21 protein-coding genes are annotated in these 19856 nt (G+C 70.3%); 10 read left to right on the top strand and 11 right to left on the bottom strand.

From position 1 onward, the window contains the following. Positions 1–3: 3 nt before the first annotated feature. The 5 genes from ABG090_RS06765 to ABG090_RS06785 are packed head-to-tail and all read left to right on the top strand — an operon-like array spanning position 4 to position 5755. The gene (locus ABG090_RS06765; protein WP_347753645.1) at positions 4–210 is read left to right on the top strand and encodes a twin-arginine translocase TatA/TatE family subunit; all 207 of its coding nucleotides are present in this window, start codon (positions 4–6) and stop codon (positions 208–210) included. A 3-nt stretch (positions 211–213) separates the two neighbouring features. Further along, positions 214–1002 (top strand): twin-arginine translocase subunit TatC, encoded by a 789-nt coding sequence (gene tatC / locus ABG090_RS06770; protein WP_347753646.1) that lies wholly within the window; start codon positions 214–216, stop codon positions 1000–1002. Then, positions 995–3439, top strand: a complete 2445-nt coding sequence (locus tag ABG090_RS06775; RefSeq protein WP_347753647.1) for a DEAD/DEAH box helicase — start codon at positions 995–997, stop codon at positions 3437–3439. The genes tatC and ABG090_RS06775 overlap by 8 nt, the downstream gene beginning before the upstream one ends. Further along, on the top strand, positions 3436–5034 hold the full coding sequence (gene lnt, locus ABG090_RS06780) for an apolipoprotein N-acyltransferase (protein ID WP_347753649.1): 1599 nt from the start codon (positions 3436–3438) through the stop codon (positions 5032–5034). Before ABG090_RS06775 ends, lnt begins: the two co-directional genes overlap by 4 nt. Further along, positions 5027–5755, top strand: a complete 729-nt coding sequence (locus ABG090_RS06785; RefSeq protein WP_347753651.1) for a glycosyltransferase — start codon at positions 5027–5029, stop codon at positions 5753–5755. Before lnt ends, ABG090_RS06785 begins: the two co-directional genes overlap by 8 nt. A 9-nt stretch (positions 5756–5764) precedes the next feature. On the opposite strand, the gene ABG090_RS06790 is transcribed toward ABG090_RS06785, so the two are convergent. The 3 genes from ABG090_RS06790 to ABG090_RS06800 are packed head-to-tail and all read right to left on the bottom strand — an operon-like array spanning position 5765 to position 8265. Beyond that, positions 5765–6514: a glycerophosphodiester phosphodiesterase family protein gene (locus tag ABG090_RS06790; RefSeq protein ID WP_347753652.1), complete on the bottom strand. Its 750-nt coding sequence runs from the start codon at positions 6512–6514 to the stop codon at positions 5765–5767. Then, positions 6511–7791 (bottom strand): SPFH domain-containing protein, encoded by a 1281-nt coding sequence (locus tag ABG090_RS06795; protein WP_347753654.1) that lies wholly within the window; start codon positions 7789–7791, stop codon positions 6511–6513. Before ABG090_RS06795 ends, ABG090_RS06790 begins: the two co-directional genes overlap by 4 nt. Before the next feature lie 15 nt (positions 7792–7806). Beyond that, complete coding sequence (locus ABG090_RS06800) at positions 7807–8265, bottom strand: NfeD family protein (RefSeq protein ID WP_347753655.1); 459 nt, start codon at positions 8263–8265, stop codon at positions 7807–7809. A 98-nt stretch (positions 8266–8363) separates the two neighbouring features. Here ABG090_RS06800 and ABG090_RS06805 point away from each other — a divergent pair, with 98 nt between their 5' ends. Together ABG090_RS06805 and ABG090_RS06810 are read left to right on the top strand one after the other, a co-directional pair. After that, positions 8364–9155 (top strand): SDR family oxidoreductase, encoded by a 792-nt coding sequence (locus tag ABG090_RS06805; protein ID WP_347753656.1) that lies wholly within the window; start codon positions 8364–8366, stop codon positions 9153–9155. Further along, positions 9155–11161 (top strand): S9 family peptidase, encoded by a 2007-nt coding sequence (locus tag ABG090_RS06810; protein WP_347753658.1) that lies wholly within the window; start codon positions 9155–9157, stop codon positions 11159–11161. The genes ABG090_RS06805 and ABG090_RS06810 overlap by 1 nt, the downstream gene beginning before the upstream one ends. 7 nt (positions 11162–11168) lie before the next feature. Here ABG090_RS06810 and ABG090_RS06815 read toward each other — a convergent pair whose 3' ends face one another. From ABG090_RS06815 to ABG090_RS06825, 3 genes are read right to left on the bottom strand one after another with little or no spacing between them, the layout of a single operon-like run. Continuing rightward, positions 11169–12224, bottom strand: coding sequence for a phosphatase domain-containing protein (locus tag ABG090_RS06815; protein WP_347753660.1), 1056 nt, complete (start codon positions 12222–12224; stop codon positions 11169–11171). Next, the gene (locus tag ABG090_RS06820) at positions 12221–13138 is read right to left on the bottom strand and encodes a diacylglycerol kinase family protein (protein WP_347753661.1); all 918 of its coding nucleotides are present in this window, start codon (positions 13136–13138) and stop codon (positions 12221–12223) included. Before ABG090_RS06820 ends, ABG090_RS06815 begins: the two co-directional genes overlap by 4 nt. A gap of 38 nt (positions 13139–13176) precedes the next feature. Beyond that, complete coding sequence (locus tag ABG090_RS06825) at positions 13177–14286, bottom strand: crosslink repair DNA glycosylase YcaQ family protein (RefSeq protein WP_347753662.1); 1110 nt, start codon at positions 14284–14286, stop codon at positions 13177–13179. 107 nt (positions 14287–14393) lie between these two features. Here ABG090_RS06825 and ABG090_RS06830 point away from each other — a divergent pair, with 107 nt between their 5' ends. After that, the gene (locus tag ABG090_RS06830) at positions 14394–15449 is read left to right on the top strand and encodes a PLP-dependent transferase (RefSeq protein ID WP_347753663.1); all 1056 of its coding nucleotides are present in this window, start codon (positions 14394–14396) and stop codon (positions 15447–15449) included. A 2-nt stretch (positions 15450–15451) separates the two neighbouring features. Here the strand turns inward: ABG090_RS06830 and ABG090_RS06835 are convergent, their stop codons facing one another. Next, complete coding sequence (locus tag ABG090_RS06835; protein ID WP_347753664.1) at positions 15452–15778, bottom strand: hypothetical protein; 327 nt, start codon at positions 15776–15778, stop codon at positions 15452–15454. A gap of 101 nt (positions 15779–15879) precedes the next feature. On the opposite strand from ABG090_RS06835, the gene ABG090_RS06840 reads away from it, so the two are divergent. After that, positions 15880–16419 carry a MarR family transcriptional regulator gene (locus tag ABG090_RS06840; RefSeq protein WP_347753665.1) on the top strand — a complete coding sequence of 180 codons (540 nt, stop codon included), beginning with the start codon at positions 15880–15882 and terminating at the stop codon, positions 16417–16419. Positions 16420–16878: 459 nt separating this feature from the next. Here ABG090_RS06840 and ABG090_RS06845 read toward each other — a convergent pair whose 3' ends face one another. The 4 genes from ABG090_RS06845 to ABG090_RS06860 form a co-directional block, all read right to left on the bottom strand. Further along, positions 16879–17565: a thioredoxin domain-containing protein gene (locus ABG090_RS06845; RefSeq protein ID WP_347753666.1), complete on the bottom strand. Its 687-nt coding sequence runs from the start codon at positions 17563–17565 to the stop codon at positions 16879–16881. Positions 17566–17615: 50 nt separating this feature from the next. Next, the gene (locus tag ABG090_RS06850; RefSeq protein WP_347753667.1) at positions 17616–18221 is read right to left on the bottom strand and encodes a cadmium resistance transporter; all 606 of its coding nucleotides are present in this window, start codon (positions 18219–18221) and stop codon (positions 17616–17618) included. After that, positions 18218–18577 (bottom strand): metalloregulator ArsR/SmtB family transcription factor, encoded by a 360-nt coding sequence (locus tag ABG090_RS06855; protein ID WP_347757537.1) that lies wholly within the window; start codon positions 18575–18577, stop codon positions 18218–18220. Before ABG090_RS06855 ends, ABG090_RS06850 begins: the two co-directional genes overlap by 4 nt. 102 nt (positions 18578–18679) lie before the next feature. After that, a complete protein-coding gene (locus tag ABG090_RS06860) occupies positions 18680–19354 on the bottom strand; it encodes a signal peptidase II (protein ID WP_347753668.1) in 675 nt (224 codons plus the stop codon). Between ABG090_RS06860 and ABG090_RS06865 the strand changes: the two genes are divergently transcribed. Then, positions 19355–19726 (top strand): metalloregulator ArsR/SmtB family transcription factor, encoded by a 372-nt coding sequence (locus ABG090_RS06865; RefSeq protein WP_347757539.1) that lies wholly within the window; start codon positions 19355–19357, stop codon positions 19724–19726. It abuts the gene before it with no gap. Positions 19727–19856 lie beyond the last annotated feature (130 nt).

Here is a 19856-nt window from a genome sequence, read left to right on the forward strand (position 1 = left end):
ATCATGGGTGGATTCTTTGGCAATGCAGCATCGCATTGGTGGATCATCCTCATCATCGTCGTGCTCATCTTCGGCGCGGCGAAGCTGCCGGCGCTCGCGCGCAGCATCGGGCAGTCGGTCAACATCCTGAAGAAGGAAGTCAAGCGCGACGACGCCGCCGAGACGGGCGCCGAGACCGACGACACGGCCTCCAGCACCGACCGGAAGTAGTCGATGGCCCGGAAGGGGCGCGCTGCCGAGCAGCAGCGGAGTGCGGACGGTCGGATGCGGCTCGCCGAGCACGTGCGCGAGTTCAAGCGGCGCTTCTACATCAGCCTGATCGCGATCGCGGTCTGTGCGATCGGCGGCTTCTTCCTCGCCGCACCCGTGCTGCATCTGCTGAGCGCCCCGCTCGACGAGCTGCAGGCGTCGGGACTCGACGTCGAGCTCAACATCACGAACGTCACGCAGGCCTTCGACGTGCAGATGCGCATCGGCTTCATGCTCGGCATCATCATGTCGAGCCCGATCTGGATCTGGCAGCTGCTCGCATTCATCGTTCCCGCGCTCCGCAGCATCGAGCGGCGCTACGTGCTGGGCTTCATCGCCGTCGCCGTGCCGCTGTTCGTGGGCGGCTGCGCCACCGGCTGGTTCGTGCTGCCGCGCATCATCCGACTCTTCGTGGGCTTCACGCCCGATGGCTTCACCGCGTTCCTGGGCGCATCCGACTACTGGGACTTCTCGCTCAAGCTCGTCTTCGCCGTCGGCGTCGCCTACGTGCTGCCGCTCGTGGTGGTCTTCCTCAACCTCGCCGGTGTGGTCGAGGGCAGGACCATCCTCAAGGGCTGGCGCTGGGCGGTGCTCGTGGCGACCCTGTTCGGCGCCTTCGTCACCCCGGCCGGCGAGGTGCTCAGCATGTTCATCATCGCGGTGCCGATGGTGGTGCTCTACTTCGCCGCGACCGGCGTCGCGCTGCTCGTCGACCGTCGCAGGGCCAAGCGCGCTGCCATGGTGGATGCATGAGGGGAGCTGCAGCGTGACCATCGCCACCGACGCCTTCGCCCGCACCATGCCGTTCGGGCTCGATCCGTTCCAGCGCGAGGCCTGCGAGGCCATCGAGGACGGCTCGAGCGTGCTCGTCGCCGCGCCCACCGGCGCCGGCAAGACCGTCGTCGCCGAGTTCGCCATCCACCTCACCATGGAGGCGCCCACCGGCCGGGTCTTCTACACCACGCCGATGAAGGCGCTCTCGAACCAGAAGCACCGCGAGCTGACCGAGACCTACGGCGCCGCATCCGTGGGGCTCCTCACCGGCGACACGAGCATCAACGGCGACGCCCGCATCGTGGTGATGACGACCGAGGTGCTGCGCAACATGCTCTACGAGGGCCGCGACCTGTCGCAGCTCGAGTACGTGGTGATGGATGAGGTGCACTACCTCGCCGACCGGTTCCGGGGCGCCGTGTGGGAGGAGGTCATCATCCACCTGCCGCGGCACGTGCGCATGGTCTCGCTCTCCGCCACCGTCTCGAACGCCGAGGAGTTCGGTGCCTGGCTCGACGCGGTGCGCGGCGACACGCGCGTGATCGTCTCCGAGCACCGACCCGTGCCGCTCGACGCGCACGTGCACATCAAGGGCCGCTTCGTCGACCTGTTCGACTCCAAGGCGGGCGAGGCCACGCATCGGCCCGGCCGGGAGCTGCAGGAGCTCGCGCGCGGCACCGACATCGAGGCCTCCGCCGTGCGCGGCCATCGGGATCGCGGCGGCCACAATCGGCATCGCTCGCGCGACGCGCCCCGCAAGGGTCGGCAGCGCGACTTCCAGCCCTGGCGCTCCGGCGGCCCCGCGCGCGTCGACCGCGTCCGGCTCATCGAGCAGCTGGACCAGCGCGACATGCTGCCGGCGATCGACTTCATCTTCTCGCGCGCCGGCTGCGACGCTGCCGTGCGCCAGGTGGTGGAGGGCGGCGTGCGACTCACAAGCCCTGAGGACCGCGCCGAGATCCGCGCGATCGTCGATGAGCGCACGCGACTGCTCGACGACGCCGACCTCGGGGTGCTGGGCTACTACGAATGGCTCGACGGCCTCGAGCGCGGTGTCGCAGCGCACCACGCGGGGCTGCTGCCGGTCTTCAAGGAAGTGGTGGAGGAGCTCTTCCGCGCGCGCCTGCTGCAGGTCGTCTTCGCCACCGAGACCCTCGCGCTCGGCATCAACATGCCCGCCCGCACGGTCGTGCTCGAGCAGCTCGAGAAGTTCAACGGCGAGGCTCGCGTGCGCATCACGCCGGGGGAGTACACGCAGCTCACCGGTCGCGCCGGCCGCCGCGGCATCGACACCGAGGGCCACGCCGTCGTGATCTGGAACGGCAAGCTGCAGCCGGTGGAGGTCGCCTCGCTCGCCTCGCGCCGCACGTATCCGCTGCACTCGAGCTTCAAGCCCACCTACAACATGGCCGTCAACCTCATCGACCGGCTCGGTGTGCCCGGCACGCGCGAGGTGCTCGAGACCTCCTTCGCGCAGTTCCAGGCCGACCGCTCCGTGGTGCAGCTGGCGCGCCGGGTCGTCGATCAGCGCGCGAGCCTCGCCGGCTACGAGGAGTCGATGTCGTGCCATCTCGGCGACTTCGCCGAGTACTCGCAGCTGCGCCGCGGCCTGTCCGATCTCGAGCGCGATGCCCAGCGGCAGCACCTCACCCACGCCGAGCACGACCGCATCCAGCGCGAGCTGCAGGCGCTGCGCCGCGCGATGAAGCGGCATCCGTGCCACGCCTGCCCGGAGCGCGAGTCGCACGCCCGCTGGGGCGAGCGCTACTGGCGGCTGCACCGCGACGTGGAGAAGGCCGAGCGGCAGATCTCGCGCCGCACGGGCGAGATCGCCGAGCGCTTCGACCGCATCACCGTCATCCTGCGCGAGCTCGACTACGTGGCAGCCGACGACGACGGGGCGCACATCACCCCCGCGGGCGAGGTGCTGCGCCGCATCTACGGCGAGCGCGATCTGCTGGTGGCCGAGAGCATCCGCCAGCATCTCTGGAACGGGCTCGACGCGCCCGCGCTCGCCGCGCTCGCCTGCGCGCTCGTGTTCGAGGGCAGACGCGACGACGGCATGCTGCCCGAGCGGATGCTGCCGAAGGGCGCCTTCCTGCAGGCGCTCGATGCCACGCAGCGGCTCTGGGCGCAGCTCGACGACCTCGAGCAGGCGCATCGACTGCCAGGGTCGGAGCCGCTGCAGACCGGCCTCACGCTCGCGATGCATCGCTGGGCGCGCGGCTACCCGCTCGATGGCGTGCTGCGCGACACCGATCTCGCGGCCGGCGACTTCGTGCGCTGGACCAAGCAGACGATCGACGTGCTGGAGCAGATCGAGCACGTGGCACCCAAGCGGCTCTCGCGCACCGCGCGCGACGCGGTCACGGCCATCCGCCGGGGCGTCGTGGACGCATCGGGGTCGGCGCTGTGATCGAGCGGAGCAACCCGATCAGCGGCGCGGGGGTGCAGCCGCACCAGCGTCGCACCCGCGCCCGCGCGCCGCTGCCCACCGGCGCCGCCTGGGTCGCCGCCGTGCTCGCGGGCGCCATCATGCCCTTCGCATTCCAGCCGTATGACGGCTGGCCGCTCATCGTGCCGGCGGTCGCGCTCGCGCTGCTCGCGCTCCGCGGCCGGCGGGTCGGCACGGCGTTCTGGCTGGGCTTCACGACCGGCTTCGTCTTCTTCGTCCTGCACATCCAGTGGATCACCGTGTATCTCGGGCCGGTGCCGCTCGTCGCCCTGACGGCGTGGATGGCCGTCTGGTGGGGTCTGGGCGGCATGCTGCTCGCGCTCGCCTGGCGCTGGGGGGAGCGGCGCGCTGCGGGGCCGGTCGGCTCCTTCCTCGCCCTGCCGCTGCTGCTCGCCGGTGTCTGGACGCTGCGGGAGTCGCTGTCGTCCACCGTGCCGTGGGGCGGCTTCGCCTGGGGCAGGCTGGCGCACTCGCAGGCCGCCAGCCCGCTGGCGGACACCACCAGCTGGGTGGGCTTCACGGGCCTGACGTTCCTCATCGCGGCGGTGTCCGCCCTGCTGCTGCAGCTCGTGCTGCATCACCGCACCATGCTGCGGCGCCGGCTCACGATCGGCGCCGCCGCGCTTATCCTGCTCGTCGCCATCCCCGCCTTCCCGGTCACCCAGACCGGCAGCATCCGGGTGGGCGCGGTGCAGGGCGACAGCGAGGCGGGCCTGCTCGCGCCGCGCGTGCCGGGGCAGATCCTGCAGCAGCACGTCGACGCCACCCGCGAGCTCTCGGGCGAGCAGCTCGACCTGCTGGTGTGGCCCGAGAACGCGGCGGAGTTCTACGCCGACGAGACGCCGTCGACGATGGCGACGCTCGATCGCGTGGTCACCGAGTTCGACGCGCCGCTCGTGGTCGGCACCGTCACGCGCGACGGCGACGACACCTACAACGCGCTGCTGCAGATCGAGCCGGGCGCAGGCGCCGTCGCGGAGTACCGCAAGCGCCACCCGGTGCCCTTCGCCGAGTACCTGCCGCAGCGCGCGTTCTTCGAGCCCATCCTGGGCGCGCTCGGGTTCCTCGAGCTCATCCCGCGCGACTTCTCGATCGATCCGTCCAGTGCCAACGCGTTCGACGTGGCCGACATCGTCGCCGGCGTGGCGATCTGCTTCGACATCATCGACGACTACCAGGCGCGCGAGATGGTGCAGGACCACGGTGCGCAGCTCATCCTCGCGCCGACGAACAACGCCGACTTCGGCGAGGGTTCGGCCGAGAACGTGCAGCAGCTCGCGATCGCCCAGCTGCGCGCCGTCGAGGCCGGGCGCGCCGTCGTCAACATCTCCACGGTGGGCACGAGCGCCATGATCGGGCCCGACGGCACCATGCTCGACCGCCTGCCGCAGTACGAGCCCGGGGCGATGCTCGAGGACCTCCCGCTGTCGACCACCATCACGCCGGGCATTCGTCTGGGAGCATGGATCGACTGGGCGCTGGCACTCGGCAGCGTCCTCGCGCTCGCCGGTCTCGGCGTCGCCAACGCAATCGAGCGAAGGAGGGCGCATGCCTGACGTCATGATCGTCGTGCCGACCTACAACGAGATCGAAGGTCTGGAGCGCACGGTCGGGCGGCTGCGGCAGTCGGTGCCGCATGCCGAGCTCGTGATCATCGACGACGGCAGCCCCGACGGCACCGGCGAGCTCGCCGACCGACTCGCCAAGACCGACGCCGGCACCCTCGTCATCCACCGCACCGAGCGGGGCTACCGCTCGGCCGTCATCGAGGGCATGCGATTCGCCATCTCGCGCGGCGCGACGAAGGTGGTCGTGACGGATGCCGACGGCTCGTACGACGCGGACGGCCTGCCGGAGCTGCTGGCGCTGTCGCAGTCGGGCGTCGATCTCGTGATCGGGTCGCGCTTCGTCGAGGGCAGCGACGTGCGCAACATGGGTGTCCGGCGCCGCATCGCCGCCAGGATCGGCAACACCTACGCTCGTTCGGTGCTGCAGACGGGCGTGAAGGATCTCACCAGCAGCCTGCGGGTCTACCGCACGCGCATCCTGGAGCAGATCGAGCTCGATGCGATCCACGTCGACGCGTACGCGTTCCAGATCGCCATGGCGGTGCGGGTCGCGCAGGCGGGCGGCAGCATCGCCGAGGTGCCGATCGGCTTCATCGAGCGCGCGGTCGGCAGCTCGAAGATGCGGGTCTTCGAAGAGCTGGGGACGATCGGCGCCGTCACGAAGTGGGGCCTGTCGGGCGTGCGCGCACTCCCGAAGCCTCCCCGCTGACCGAGCTGCTCAGCGCCCGCCGAGCAACGGCAGCGCGAGGTCGACGCGATCGGTCACGATGCCGTCGACCCCCAGGCCGAGCAGCTCCCGCATCTCTGCGGGATCGTTGACCGTCCAGACGTGCACCTCGACGCCGGCGCGCTGGAAGGCGGCGACCGACCGCTCGGTGACGATCTCGACGCCCTTGCTCCGGCGCGGCACCTGCAGCGCGACCACCGACTCCAGGGCCTTCGCGAGCCTGCCGCGCAGGCCGAGCCGCTGCGCGGCGAGCGCCTGCATCACGATCCGCTGCGAGGCACTGGTCGCGACCTGGGGCAGCAGTCGCTGCGCCTGCCGGCGGCGGCGCTCCGAGAACGAGGTGAGCAGCACCCGGTCGACGGCCTTCGCCTCGACGATCGCGCGCACCGCAGGCACGACCGCCGCATCCGACTTGAGGTCGATGTTCCACCGGGCATCCGGCAGCGCGAGCAGCGCCTCGCGCAGGCCCGGCACGTGCTCACCCTGACCGAGATCGATCGCGGCGAGATCCTTCCAGAGCGTCTGCTCGATGACGACGTCTCGCCCCGCGACCCGGTCCAGGGCCGGATCGTGGGCCAGCACCGCGACACCGTCGGCGGTCGCGTGGGTGTCGGTCTCGAGGAACGTCGCCCCGGCATCGACGGCCGCGATGAACGCCATCATCGTGTTCTCCGGCGCCTCCACGGCGAGCCCGCGATGCGCGAGTACCCGTGGAGACGCCGGGCTCAGGTAGTTCGTCACGCCTGCGAGTGCCGGCCTTCGTCGGTCGGACGCTCGTCGGTGGGCGGCACGTCGACCTGGTTCGGGTCGACCTCGACATCCGGCGCCTCGGCCTTCGCCTCGCGCACCGTCTCGAGCGCCTCGTTGTAGGCCGCGCTCGGCGTCTCGTCGGCCAGCGAGGTGGAGGAGGAGACGTTGTCGGTGCGGCCGGAGTCCTGCGGATCGATGCCGCTGGCCCGCAGCGTCTCGGCGATCGTGGGAACCTCGACATCCGACACGGAATCGGCCTGGAAGGTCTCGTCCAGGATCGACGGCTCCGCCTCGTCGGTCTTGCGCTTGCCGGCGTCCTTCTGGAAGGGCACCTCCGCGCGGCCCTCGAAGAAGCCCTTGCCCACCTGCTGCAGCGCGTCGGTGAGCTCCGACGGGATGATCCAGAGCTTGTTCGAGTCGCCCTCGGCGAGCTTCGGCAGCGTCTGCAGGTACTGGTAGGCGAGCAGCTTGTTGTCGGCATCGCCCGCGTGGATGGCGGCAAAGACGCGCTCGATGGCCTCTGACTCACCCTTGGCGAGCAGCACCTGCGCCTCGGCGTCACCCTTGGCACGCAGCACCTGGCCCTTGGCCTGACCCTCGGCACGCAGGATCTCCGACTGCCGGAGGCCCTCGGCCTCGAGGATCTGCGCCTGCTTCGAGCCCTCGGCAGTGAGGATCGCGGCGCGGCGGTCGCGCTCGGCGCGCATCTGCTTCTCCATCGAGTCCTGGATGGAGTGGGGCGGGTCGATCGCCTTCAGCTCGACGCGGCCGACGCGCAGGCCCCACTTGCCGGTGGCCTGGTCGAGCACGTTGCGCAGCTGCCCGTTGATCGTGTCGCGGCTGGTGAGCGCCTCTTCGAGGTTCATGCCACCGACCACGTTGCGGAGCGTCGTGGTGGTGAGCTGCTCGACCGCCGAGAGGTAGTCGGCGATCTCGTACGTCGCGGCGCGCGCGTCCGTCACCTGGAAGTAGACCACCGTGTCGATCGAGACCACGAGGTTGTCCTCGGTGATCACCGGCTGCGGCGGGAAGGAGCGCACCTGCTCGCGCATGTCGACGTGGTAGGAGACCCGGTCGATGAAGGGCACGAGGAAGTTGAGGCCGGGCTGCAGCACCTTGTGGAAGCGACCGAGTCGCTCGACCACGCCGGTGAAGCCCTGTCGGATGATCCTGATCGACCTGAAGAGCGTGACGAGCACGAACAGGACGACGAGGATCACGAGGACGAGCAGGAATGCCCCGAGGATGAATCCTCCGTCGAACGGCATGAGTGTCTCCTTGATCTAGCGCTGAGCAGGGACGACGATGGCCGTCGCCCCTTCGATGGATGTGACGACGATGCGCTCACCGACGTCTGGATCGCGGGGCTGCACGGCGGGGGAGAGGCGCGACGTCCAGACGTCGCCGTTGGCGAGCGTCACCTCGCCGGCTCCGCGCAGGAACGAGCGAGTCACCTCGCCCTCCATGCCGAGCAGCGCTTCGATGCCCTGCTTGTTGAGCTCACCGGACTCGTGGAGACGGTTGAGCAGCTTCGGCCGCACCAGGAACAGCAGCAGCAGCGCTGCCGCGGCGGCGACCAGCACCTGGACCCACCAGGGCAGTCCGGTGATGCTCGAGACCAGGCCGACGACCGACGAGAGGCCGATCATCAGGAACGTGAACTCCAGCGTCACCATCTCGATGATGAAGCACACGAGCGCGATGACGAGCCACACGATCCATGCATATTCGACGAGATCCACGTCCTCAGCATATGGAGAAGACGCTGTGCCTGGCGCACATACTCGCGCGGTTCGTGCACGTCGCGCACAGTAGTGTCGTCGGGAACGAAGGAGCAACCGTGTCAGACACCTCCAATGCCACCCTCGAGCCGGGCTCGCTCACCGGGCGCGCCGCGCTCGTGACCGGCTCCAGCCGAGGCATCGGCGCCGCCACGATCGACCTGCTCGCGCGGGCAGGGGCCAACGTCGTGGTCACCTACCGCGCCAAGGCGCCGCGAGCGCAGAAGGTGGTCGCGGCCGCCGAGGAGCAGGGCGCCGAAGCCATCGCGGTGCAGGCCGACCTGACCGATCCCACGAGCCTGCAGGCCATGTTCGAGGCCGCGAAGTCGCGCTTCGGCGGCCTCGACCTCCTGGTGATGAACGCATCGGGCGGCATGGAGAGCGGCATGGGCGAGGACTACGCCATGCGGCTGAACCGCGACGCGCAGGTGGCGCTGCTCGAGGCCGCGCTGCCGGTGCTGAACGACGGCGCCCGCGTGGTGTTCGTCACCAGCCACCAGGCGCACTTCATCCGCACCACGCCCACCATGCCCGAGTATGAGGCCGTGGCGCTGTCGAAGCGCGCGGGCGAGGACGCCCTGCGCGAGCGCATCCCGTCGCTGGCAGAGCGCGGCATCGAGTTCGTGGTCGTCTCCGGCGACATGATCGAGGGCACCATCACGGCGACCCTGCTCGAGCGCGCGAACCCCGGCGCGATCGCGAGCCGTCGCGAGGACGCCGGCAAGCTCTACAACGTCGAGGAGTTCGCGCTCGAAGTCGCGCGTGCCGCCGTGGAGCCCGTGCCGGCCGAGCACACCAGGCTGGTCGGCGACATCTCCGGATTCGGCACCGCCGAGGGAGCCACGGCCTGATGCGCGCGGAGCACATCGAGCAGCTCGTCTCGCTCTCGCGGCCCGCAGTGCACCCCAGCGGCGCGTTCGCAGTGGTCGCGGCGTCGCGCCCGAGCCTGCACGCCAACCGCAACGTCGGCCAGCTCTGGCGGGTGGACCTGCAGGACGGCTCGCGCCGCCGACTCACCGGCGGCGTCGCCGATCGCGCGCCGCAGCTCACGCCCGACGGCGGGGCCGTGCTGTTCCTGCGCGCCGACGAGCGCGACAAGCCGCAGGTCTGGGCTGTGCGCGTCGACGGCGGCGAGCCGGTGCAGGCGACCGCGCAGCCGGGCGGCGTGCAGGAGTTCGCGGTGTCGCCGAACGGGGAGCGCATCGCGTTCACCGCGGCCGTCGTCGAGCCGGGCCGCTACGGCTCGGTCGAGGGCATCTCCCCGGCGCAGGAGTCACCGCGCCTCATCACCGGCAACCGCAGCCTCGCCAACGGCGTCGGCAGCCTCATCGGCCGGCGCACGCATCTGTTCTCGGCCGCGCTGCCCGACCTCGATGCGGAGCCCCGCTACGCGCGAGCGCCGCAGCCGCACGACGACGAGACGACGCGGGACGACGCACCCAGCGCGCCGGAGGCCATCCGCCTCAGTCAGGGCGACTTCGACCACAGCGCCCCGGCCTTCTCGCCCGACGGCACCCGGGTGCTGTGCATCACCGCGCGGCACGACACCCGCGATGACGACCTGCTGAACGCCGTGGTGGAGTTCGACGCCACCGCCGCGCACGGCGAGCCGCACATCGTGCTCTCCTCGCGCGCGGGGCTCAGCGTCGGCCAGGTGCTCGGCACGCCCGACGGCGGCTACGTGCTGCTCGCCAGCAAGGTGGGTGAGTCGGGCCGCGACTTCGTCGCCCGCTCGACCCAGCTGTTCGTGCTCGAGCACGCGGGTGCCCACGCCGAAGAGGTGACCGACGAGGACGCGGTCGATCTGGGCGAGGTCGGCAGTCACGCGACGGTCGTCGAGGACGGCGTGCTGGTGCAGGAGCGCCGGCGCGGCCGCAACCGGCTGGTGCATGTCACCGGCGGCGGCTCCAAGGAGCTGATCGGCGGCGACGTCGAGGTGATCGGCCACGGCGTCGGCGACGGCGTGACGGTCGCGACCGTGCAGACGCCGACGTCGATGGGCGAGGTCGCGGTGCTGGACGAGCGCGGCCTCATGGTGCTGACCGACTTCGGCGCGCCGCTCGTCGAGGCCGGCCTCGTCCCGCCCACCGAGCATGCGTTCACTGCCCGCGACGGCTCGGCCGTGCACGGCTGGGTCTGGGTGCCCGAGGGCGAGGGGCCGCACCCGGTGCTGCTCAACATCCACGGCGGGCCGTTCGCGCAGTTCGGCGTCGGCGTCTTCGACGAGGCGCAGGTGGCGGTCGATGCCGGCTACGCCGTCGTGCAGTGCAACCCTCGCGGTTCCGCGGGCTACGGCCGCGAGCACGGCCTCGCGATCCGACAGGCGATGGGCACGGTCGACATGCACGACGTGCTCGACTTCCTGGACGCGAGCCTGGCGGCGCATCCGCAGCTCGACGGCGAGCGGCTGGGCATCATGGGCGGCTCCTACGGCGGCTACCTCACGGCCTGGACCATCGCGCACGACCACCGCTTCACCGCGGCCATCGTCGAGCGCGGGTTCCTCGACCCGGAGTCGTTCGTCGGCACGAGCGACATCGGCTGGTTCTTCTCCGGCGAGTACACGGGCTCGGATCCGGAGGCCGTGCGCGCGCAGTCGCCCATGGCGCATGTCGACCAGGTGCGGACGCCGACGCTCGTCGTGCACTCGGAGCAGGATTGGCGCTGCCCGCCAGAGCAGGGCCAGCGCTACTTCTCGGCGCTCAAGCGCAACGGGGTCGAGTCGGCGCTGCTGCTCTTCCCGGGCGAGGACCACGAGCTCACGCGCGCGGGCCAGCCGCGCCACCGGCTCGAGCGCTTCGAGCACATCCTCGCCTGGTGGGCGAAGCACCTCCCGACGCCGAGGAACCACGCCTAGCGAGCCGTCAGGTCATCATCCCGCTGATCTCGTCGACGGCGCGCACCACGGCATCCCGCCCGGACCTGTCGATCAGGCCCAGCCGGTAGACGATGCGCGCCGCCTCGTCGTACGACGTGTGGAAGCGGATGCCCGCCTGCTCGAGCTTCGCCCGCTCGGCGCCGGTGACGGGCACGACCTCGTGGATGAGCACGGCCACGACGAAGTCCGGTCCGCGCTGCAGCATCGCCGCGCCCACGTGCGCGTCGGCCTGCCCGCTGTCGCCGAGGAAGACGAATCGGCACTCCGGGAACAGGGCACGCTCGCGCTCGAAGTTCTGCAGCTTGCGCGCCTTGATGGAGGCCTTGGTGAAGATGTTGAGGAACGAGCCGCCCAGCACCGCGTGCGGCGGCAGGCCCATCCCTGCGAGGCCATTGCGCGTGTACTGCTCGATGAAGCCCTTCGGCCCCTCCGGGCGGGCGGTGACGAACGTGAGGTCGCCGGGGCGCGATGGCTGCGCGGCCCGGCCGTCGTCGAGCGCGGTGAGCAGCTCGACCACGCCCGGGTACACGGTGCCGCGCGGGTAGCGGCGCTCGTGCAGCATCGCCTGCAGCGTGTCGTCGATGTCGCACAGGATGCGCAGGTCGTTCGAGGGAGCGGCGTCTGCCTCCGCCTGGATGTGGGAGAGCACCGCGTCGCGATCGGCAGGGGAGAGGCGCTCGTAGACCACATGCTCGAGGTCGTGCCGGTCGCCCGTGGCGTTGAGCAGGTACTTCATGTCGCGGAACGGCTCGCCGGTGAGCGACAGCAGGATCGATCGCAGCCCGGCCGAGACCGAAGCGCTCGGCGGCAGCAGGCGCAGGGCGTGCGCGACCCTGGCGCGCATGGCGGGGCTCAGCTCCGCGACCCGCTCGATGCACAGCAGCTCCACGAGCTCGCGGCGCTCGTCCCCGCGCCAGAGCCCGGTGACCATGTTGCCCGCGATCGAGGAGACGGTGCTCGCGAGATCGAGCCGCGCGAGCGCGGGTTCGAGCTCGCCCGGCGGCACGGCCCGGAGCGTCTGCAGTGCATCTCGCGGCTTCACGTGATCGATCCTGTCACCCGCACGCTGAGCGCGGCGCGGTCGATGCGCGCGTCGAGCCGCGTGACGCGGCCCGCGGGATCCCCGTCGATCTGCACGGGCAGCGGCCCATCCACCCAGCCGAGCGTCACGCGCCCGGCCGTGCGGTGCTGCAGGATGCCCTCCGCCCTGGCGATGCCGGCGCCGGCCGCCGCGATGCGGCCCCAGTGCGCGAGGCGCCGGGGGCTGACCGCCGCGATGTGCAGCAGCCCATCGTCCAGACGGGTGCCGGGCAGCACCTGGAAGCCTGCGGGGATGCGCGCAGCGTTGTGCACGAGCACGCTCCACGCGTGCGTCGACTCCACGGGGCTGCCGTCGAGCCTGCCGCGCACGGCGAAGCTCGGGCTGCCGAGTCGGCGCGCACCGAGCGCGATGTAGGAGGCCCAGCCGAGGCGTCGCTTGCCGAGCAGCGACGCGGCCTCGACCGCGAGCGCGTCATTGCCGACGCCAACCACGACGAGGAATGCGCGCTCGGGCTCGGGGCCGTCGTCGCCGCGGGTGAGCGTGACGCGGCCGACGTCGACGGACGTCACGGCGCCGTCGACCGCGGCGCGCGCGGCGGCGCGTGGGTCGCGCAGCGGCAGCCCGAGGTTCCTGGCGAAGAGGTTCGCCGTGCCCGCCGGCATGATGCCGAGCGGCACAGCGCCGCGCGCGAGCTCGGCAGCCACGTCACGGACCGTGCCGTCGCCGCCGACCGCGACCACCGCATCCGCGCCGTCCCGCAGCGCCTGGCGAGCCTGCGGGCCGCCGGTCTCGGCGACCGTCGTCGCGATCACGCGGGCATCCGCGCCGGCGGCGGCCGCTTCGCGCAGCACGGCGTCGACGGCGCGGTCGAAGCCGCGCGCGGTGGGATTGCCGATGACGGCGAGCGAGGCCACCTCGTCAGCGTAGCCGCGGGGGCTCGCGGAACCCCGCTTCAGGGCATCGCGGGGCGCAGCGAGAGGAAGCCCGCGAGTCTCGCGACCTCGTCTGCGACCGCGTCCTGCAAGCCCGTGCGCGGCTCGACGTCCCAGTGGATGCGATGCACGAGCAGCGCTCCGAGCTCGCGGTCGGCCTTCACATCGACCTTGCCGACGAGCGCGTCGCCGTCCAGGATCGGCAGCGCGAACGCACCCCACCGGCGCTTGGCGGCGGGCGTGTACTGCTCGAGCGCGTAGTCGAACCGCCACAGCTGGCGCATGCGGGTGCGATCGGCGATGAGACGGTCGAGCGGCGAGAGCAGCGCGACGCGGCCGGCGAAGTGCTCTGCGCTCGCGTCGGGATCCAACCGCCATGCGCCGCGCACGCCCTCGACGCGCACCGGAACACCGACGTCGTCGAGATGCGTTGCGCGGGCGATGCCGCAGGCGCGCAGCCAGCGCTGCCTCCAGATGCGCCAGGCGTCGTCGAGCGGCTCGGGGTCGATCGCCGGCAGCACGTGCGCTGCGAGATCCCAGACCCTCGCCGTGCCGACGCGCTCGGCGACGACCACCTCACCGAGGATCTGCAGCAGCTCGAGCATCATGGCCACGTTCCGGTCGGTGTTCCAGCCGCTCGAGCGGTACGGCACATCGGCGGCATCGTCGATGGCGGCCTGGGGCAGCGGTCCCTCTGCGCGCAACTGCTCGAGCACGCGCTCGCGGAACGGGCCGTTCGCCTCCAGCCACTCACGGGCGTGGACGTGGATGGACGCCGGATCGCGGCCGATGGCGGTCAGCCACGGCAGGTCGACCGTGGCACGCAGGCCGATCGCCCACGCCTCCATCGGATGCCGATGGGGGCCGAGATGCTCGACGAGCGTCAGCTCGCGCTCGACCGCGCGGCGCACGTCGTCGTAGCCCAGAGCGGGGATCCGCGTGTGCGCGATGTGCTCCGCCGACGGCGCGACGATCTCCGTCGGGTTCAACGGCAGCAGCGTCAGCTGTGCGACGAGCTCCGGCAGGTCGCCGGCGTCGCGTCCGAGCGCGCTCGCATCCAGCCATTGCGCGCGCACGGCGATGCGGCGAGCCGCCTCGATGGAGATGGTGCGCATCCCGCTGGGATCCATCTCGCGATGGTACGCCGGGCATGGGCGCAGCGCTGGCCTGACAGGAGTAGCGCTCGCCTGACACGGTGGAGCGCGGGAACGCACGTGATCGGTGCCAGAATTGCGCCATGTCTGCCACGCCCCGTCACCTCGAGACCGTCACCGTGACTGCGGGGCGCCCAGCGCACGTGCCCGGCGCGCCGATGAACGAGCCCGTGACCTTCGCGAGCTCGTTCGTGGCCGGCGGCGCGCTCGAGTACGCGCGCTACGGGAACCCGTCCTGGACGGCGCTCGAGGATGCGCTCGGCGCGCTCGAGGGCGGCGAGTGCATCTCGTTCGCGAGCGGGATGGCGGCGGTGAGCGCGGTGCTCGCGCAGGTGCCGGTCGGGGGAGCGGTCGTGGTCGCGCGGCACTCGTACCAGCACACGCTCGCGCTGCTCGACGACGGCGCCAGCAGTCAGCGGTTCGAGGTGCGCCGCGTCGACGTCGCGGATGCGGCAGCGGTCGAGGCGGCCCTGCCGGGTGCGGCGATGGTGTGGCTGGAGTCGCCGACGAATCCGGCACTCGAGGTCGCGGACATCGCACGACTGACCACGGCAGCGCGCGCGGCCGGCGTTGTCAGCGTCGTCGACAACACCTTTGCATCACCGCTGCTGCAGCGCCCGCTCGAACTCGGCGCCGACGTCGTCGTGCATTCGGCGACGAAGCTCATCGCCGGTCACAGCGACGCCGTGCTGGGCGCGGTCGTGACCGGTCAGGGAGAACTCGCCGAGCGCATCCGTCACCATCGCGGCCTGCACGGCGCGATCCCCGGACCCATGGAGGCCTTCCTCACGCTGCGCGGGCTCCGCACGCTCTCCGTGCGACTCGAGCGAGCGGAGGCGAACGCGCGCGAGCTCGCGAGCAGGTTGGCGGACGCTCCCGGTGTGCTCGAGGTGCGCGACCCCGGCTTCGGCACGGTGCTCGCGATCGTGCTCGCCGATGCCGCCGCCGCGGACCGGCTGGTGGAGCGGGTGCAGCTGTGGATCCCGGCGACGAGTCTCGGGGGAGTGGAGTCGACGCTCGAGCGCCGCCGCCGCTGGGCCACGGAGGCGCCGACCATCCCCGAGGGACTCATCCGCCTCTCAGTCGGCATCGAGCACATCGACGATCTCGCCGACGATCTGCTGGGCGCACTCGGCTGAGATCAGCGCGCGCGCAGCTCCCGCACCGAGAGCACCGGCGCTGCGACGGCGCTCCAGCTCGCCGCCTCCGACGGCGTCTCCCGGGTGGCGTCGTCCTGCACCGCGCGCTTCGCGTCGGCGAGCAGCGCGTGGCGACCGAGGCTCACACCGTCGCCATTGACGGCGACGTGGGCGTCGATGCTCAGCTCGACGAAGCCGAGGAAGCGCACGCCCTCAGCGTCGAGGCTCGACGCGACCCAGAGGTCGCTACTGGGCGAGGTCCACGTCACGTGGGTCGCCGACGCCGTGGCGTCGGAGGAGACGCTCTGGGAGATCAGGGTCTGGGACATGCGTGGCTCCTCCATCATTGGTTAGTTTGACGATCGAACTGTATCATGGCGAAACGATAGGGTAGCAACATCCAGCGCGACGAATCCGGAAGGGGGCAGCGATGCAGACTGCGATCGATGGCCACGCCAGCAGTTCCGGCTACTGGTATCCCGACCACGGGGTTCCCTCGAGCGTCGACGTGCTGAACCTGCTGCGGCGATATCGTGCCGCTGAGTCGTCGATGCGCAAGCGCACGCGGTCGTCGATGGGCATGGGCGAGACCGACCTGCTCGCGCTGCGGCGCCTGCTGCAGGCCCAGCGGCGCGGCGAGCTCATGCGTCAGCGCGATCTCGCTGCTGCACTGCATCTGGCGTCGCCATCGGTGACAGCCCTGGTCGATCGCCTCGTCAAGAGCGGGCACGTGCGACGCGAGCCGCACCCGGAGGATCGCCGAGCGACGATCGTTGTGCCGACCACCGAGACCGATCACGAGGTGCGTGCGACGCTCGGCCCGATGCATCGGCGGATGATCGACGTCATCGACAGCATGGACGACGACGAGCGACGTGCTGTCGCTCGGTTCCTGGACGGGATGTCCGAGGCGGTCGAGCAGGTGGACGCGCACGAAGTGCCTGGCGTTCCGCCTGCGCGCGGGCGGTGACGCTCCGGTCGCCGCAGGCCCTCATCTGCACTCACAGCAAAGCGCCGATAATGCACATTATGTCGGATCGAAGTGGGTAGTACCCCTACTCGCACGGTTGGTATCACTCCCCGCCCGTGACGCTCACTCCCCGAGAATCATGGCCTGACCGGTGGTTTCTCCCGCGCGGCACGATACGGGCCACAACAAACGGCTCGCGACGTGTTGCATCAGATGCATCAATTGGAGTGGGCGCTGACCGGTGATTTCGTCCCGAGTGTTGCATCTGATGCATCAATGGTGCATTTTTTGCACCATTCCGTAATCCCTGATCCGCGCCGCCGGCGGCACAACATCCTCCGCTGGCTACGCCGCCGGGCACCACGGCGCTCCGGCAGCCGCCCCCGCAGAGATTCGTCACGGAGTTCGCTACGCGAGTTGCTAGTGCCTCCAGACCCATTCACCTCGTGCCGGGATCGCCTACCCCGCCAGCGCCGCCTGGATCGCCGTCTCGATGTCGCTCTCCTGCGACAGCTCGAGCCGCTCCCCGTCCACGAAGATCGTCGGCGTTCGATCGACGCCGAGTGCGACGCCGGCCTGAAAGTCCTGCTCGACGCGAGCCAACGTGGCGGGGTCCGCGACGCCGGCGTCATATGCGGCCATATCGAGGCCGAGCTCCTGCGCGTAGCCGCGGAAACGGTCGGCCTCGGACTCCCGCCCCTCGCCCCACTCCGATTGCGTCTCGAACATGCGCTGATACATCGCCTCGAACGCGCCCTGCTGAGCGGCCGCCTCAACGGCGACCGCTGCGTTACCGGAATTGAAATGACCTGGCAGCGGAAAGTACCGAACGGCGAACGTCACCTCGCCGTCGTACTCCTCGCGTAGCCCTTCCATCGTGGGGTACACGGCGCCACACACTTCGCACTCGAAGTCGAGGAATTCGACCACCACCGGAGCATCCGGACCCGCGTCGTTCAGGATGTGCGTCGATTCGTCCACCAGCGGCGGCAGCGCAGACGGCGACGCAGTCGAGTCGGGCGATTCCTCCGTCGCAGGGGACGAGCCGCTGCTCTCCCAGGGTCGGACGACGAGCAGCATTGCAGCGACGAGGATCGCTGCGGCTATGGCGATGATCGAGATTACGGCGACGGGGCGGGTAGGCACTCTCCTCACTTTACCGTCGACTCGTGCGCGCATGACGCGCAGTTGGAACGTCAGAGCCCGAATACCCCGCCGCTGATCAGGATGAAGATGCCGAGGCCGATCAGCACGATCGGGAACAGGATGTGCTCCCAGCGCTCCAGGACCTCCGCGATCGGGCGTCGCGTGGCGATGAACTTGGCCGCCATCACCAGGACCGCGACGAGCGCGAGGAACACGACGCAGTACGCGACCACGGCAGCCGGTCCCACACTGAGGAAGACGGGGACGTAGATACCGATGTTGTCCCCTCCGTTCGCGAAGGTGACCCAGGCGACGACCCAGACGGCGACCTTCTTGCCTTCGATCTTGGCCTCATCATCATCGTCGTCGTCGTGGCGGCCGCTCCATGCTTGCCAAGCGGCCCAGAGCCCCAATCCCAAGGGGATCAGGCCGAAGTAGGGGGTGACCTCAGGAGGCAGGAACGCACCAGCACCGAGCGATACGAGCACGGCCGCGGCGAGGATGCCTGCGAATCCCACGTACTGACCGACCAGGATCCGGACCGTCGTGCCTCGTTGCCCCGCACCGCGAGCGAAGAACAGCGAGAGCACGATGATGTCGTCGATGTTCGTGACGAGGAACAGTCCGATGGCTTGCAGGACGGAGACGACGATCATGCGTTCGCCTCCGCCGTACTGCATCCCGGAAGCGCGCAGGAGGTGTCGATGCACTCGGCCGCATGGTCCACGGCCAGCGTGGTGTCCAGCAGCGCCGTCAGCGCACGCGTGAGCCGCGCATCCGCGACCTCGTACCGGGTTCGGCACCCCTCGGGTTCGGTCACGACGATGCCGCAGTCGCGAAGGCACGCGAGGTGGTTGGAGACGTTGGATGGGCTGAGGTCCAGCTCGCGGGCGAGTGCCGCCGGATAGATGGGGCCTTCAAGCAGGGTCATGAGGATGCGTGAACGCGTCGGGTCGGCCATTGCTCGGCCGAGTCGGTTCATCACATCCAAGCGATCGGTAATAGTCAGCACTCGATGAATATACATGCCGCACTGTAGTCTCACCAATCGTCCACGTGCAGTCATGCCATGGGTGGATGCCCTCGTGCCGGTGCGCCGAAAACGGGGCCGAGGTCACTCCTCGCGAGAGGAGGCCGCCGCGGAAGACGCGCTGCGCAGCTCGGATCGGTGGTTGCGGATGAGCTGGAGGATGCCGAGCCCGACGCCGATACCGATAGCGATGTCGGCGACGTTCCCGATGAAGAGGTTTCCGTAGGCGAGGAGGTCGGTGACGTGGCCGATGCCGAACCCGGGTGGGGCGAAGAGGCGGTCGATGAGGTTGCCGATCGCTCCGCCCCAGACGAATCCGATGGCGATCGCCCACCCCTTGGACGGCGCGCGCGATGCGGCGTAGCACAGCCCGATCGTTGCCGCGGTCGAGAGCACGGTGAACACCCAGGTGCTGTTCGATCCGAAGGACATGATCGTGCCGGGATTGAATGCGAGCTGGAGGCCCAGCAGGTCGCCGATCAGTGGAATGCGCTCCTGCTCACTCAGTTGCGCGAGCGCCATGGCCTTCGTGCCCTGATCCACGACAGCCATGGTGAGCGCGATCAGCGATGCGACGGCCAGTGCCCGGCTCCGATCGCGCTTCGGCGTACGCCGCGCATCGGAGGACGAGGAGAGGTCTTGGCGATCTCGGGTCAGCGATAGTGGGCGCGGGGCAACATCCCGGGGTGCGGGAACGGGCGGCGGTATGGGCACGGAGTCAACGATCTGTTGGAGGACATTGCGGTGTATGGTCAGCATATGCTGACCCTTGCCTCACGCGCCGACGTGATGAACCGACTCGGTCGCGCGATGGCCGATCCGACGCGCTCCCGAATTCTCCTCGAGCTTCTCGACGCACCCGGATACCCGGCCCGATTGTCGGAGTCGCTGGGCTTGACCCGGACGAACGTCTCGAACCACCTCGCATGCCTGCGCGGCTGCGGCATCGTGATCACGACCCCGGAAGGGCGCCAGACCCGGTACGAGATCGCGGATCCACATCTGACCCGAGCGATCTCGATGCTCGTGGACACCGTGCTCGCCTACGACGACGGAGCACCCTGCACCGACGAGCACTGCGACGTGCCGTTCTGCTGCGACACCACGACCACAACGGGGGTCGCGGCGTGAGCGAGGAGTGCTGCGGCCCTGACGAGCCGCAGAAGACGAGCACCGTGCGCCAGAGAGAGCCGGCCCGCCCGCTCACCACCGGCGACGCCTGCTGCGGACCAGACCCCGCCTCCAGCACGGACGCGGATGC

The organism is Agrococcus sp. ProA11 (assembly GCF_039880525.1).
Lineage (GTDB): Bacteria > Actinomycetota > Actinomycetes > Actinomycetales > Microbacteriaceae > Agrococcus > Agrococcus chionoecetis.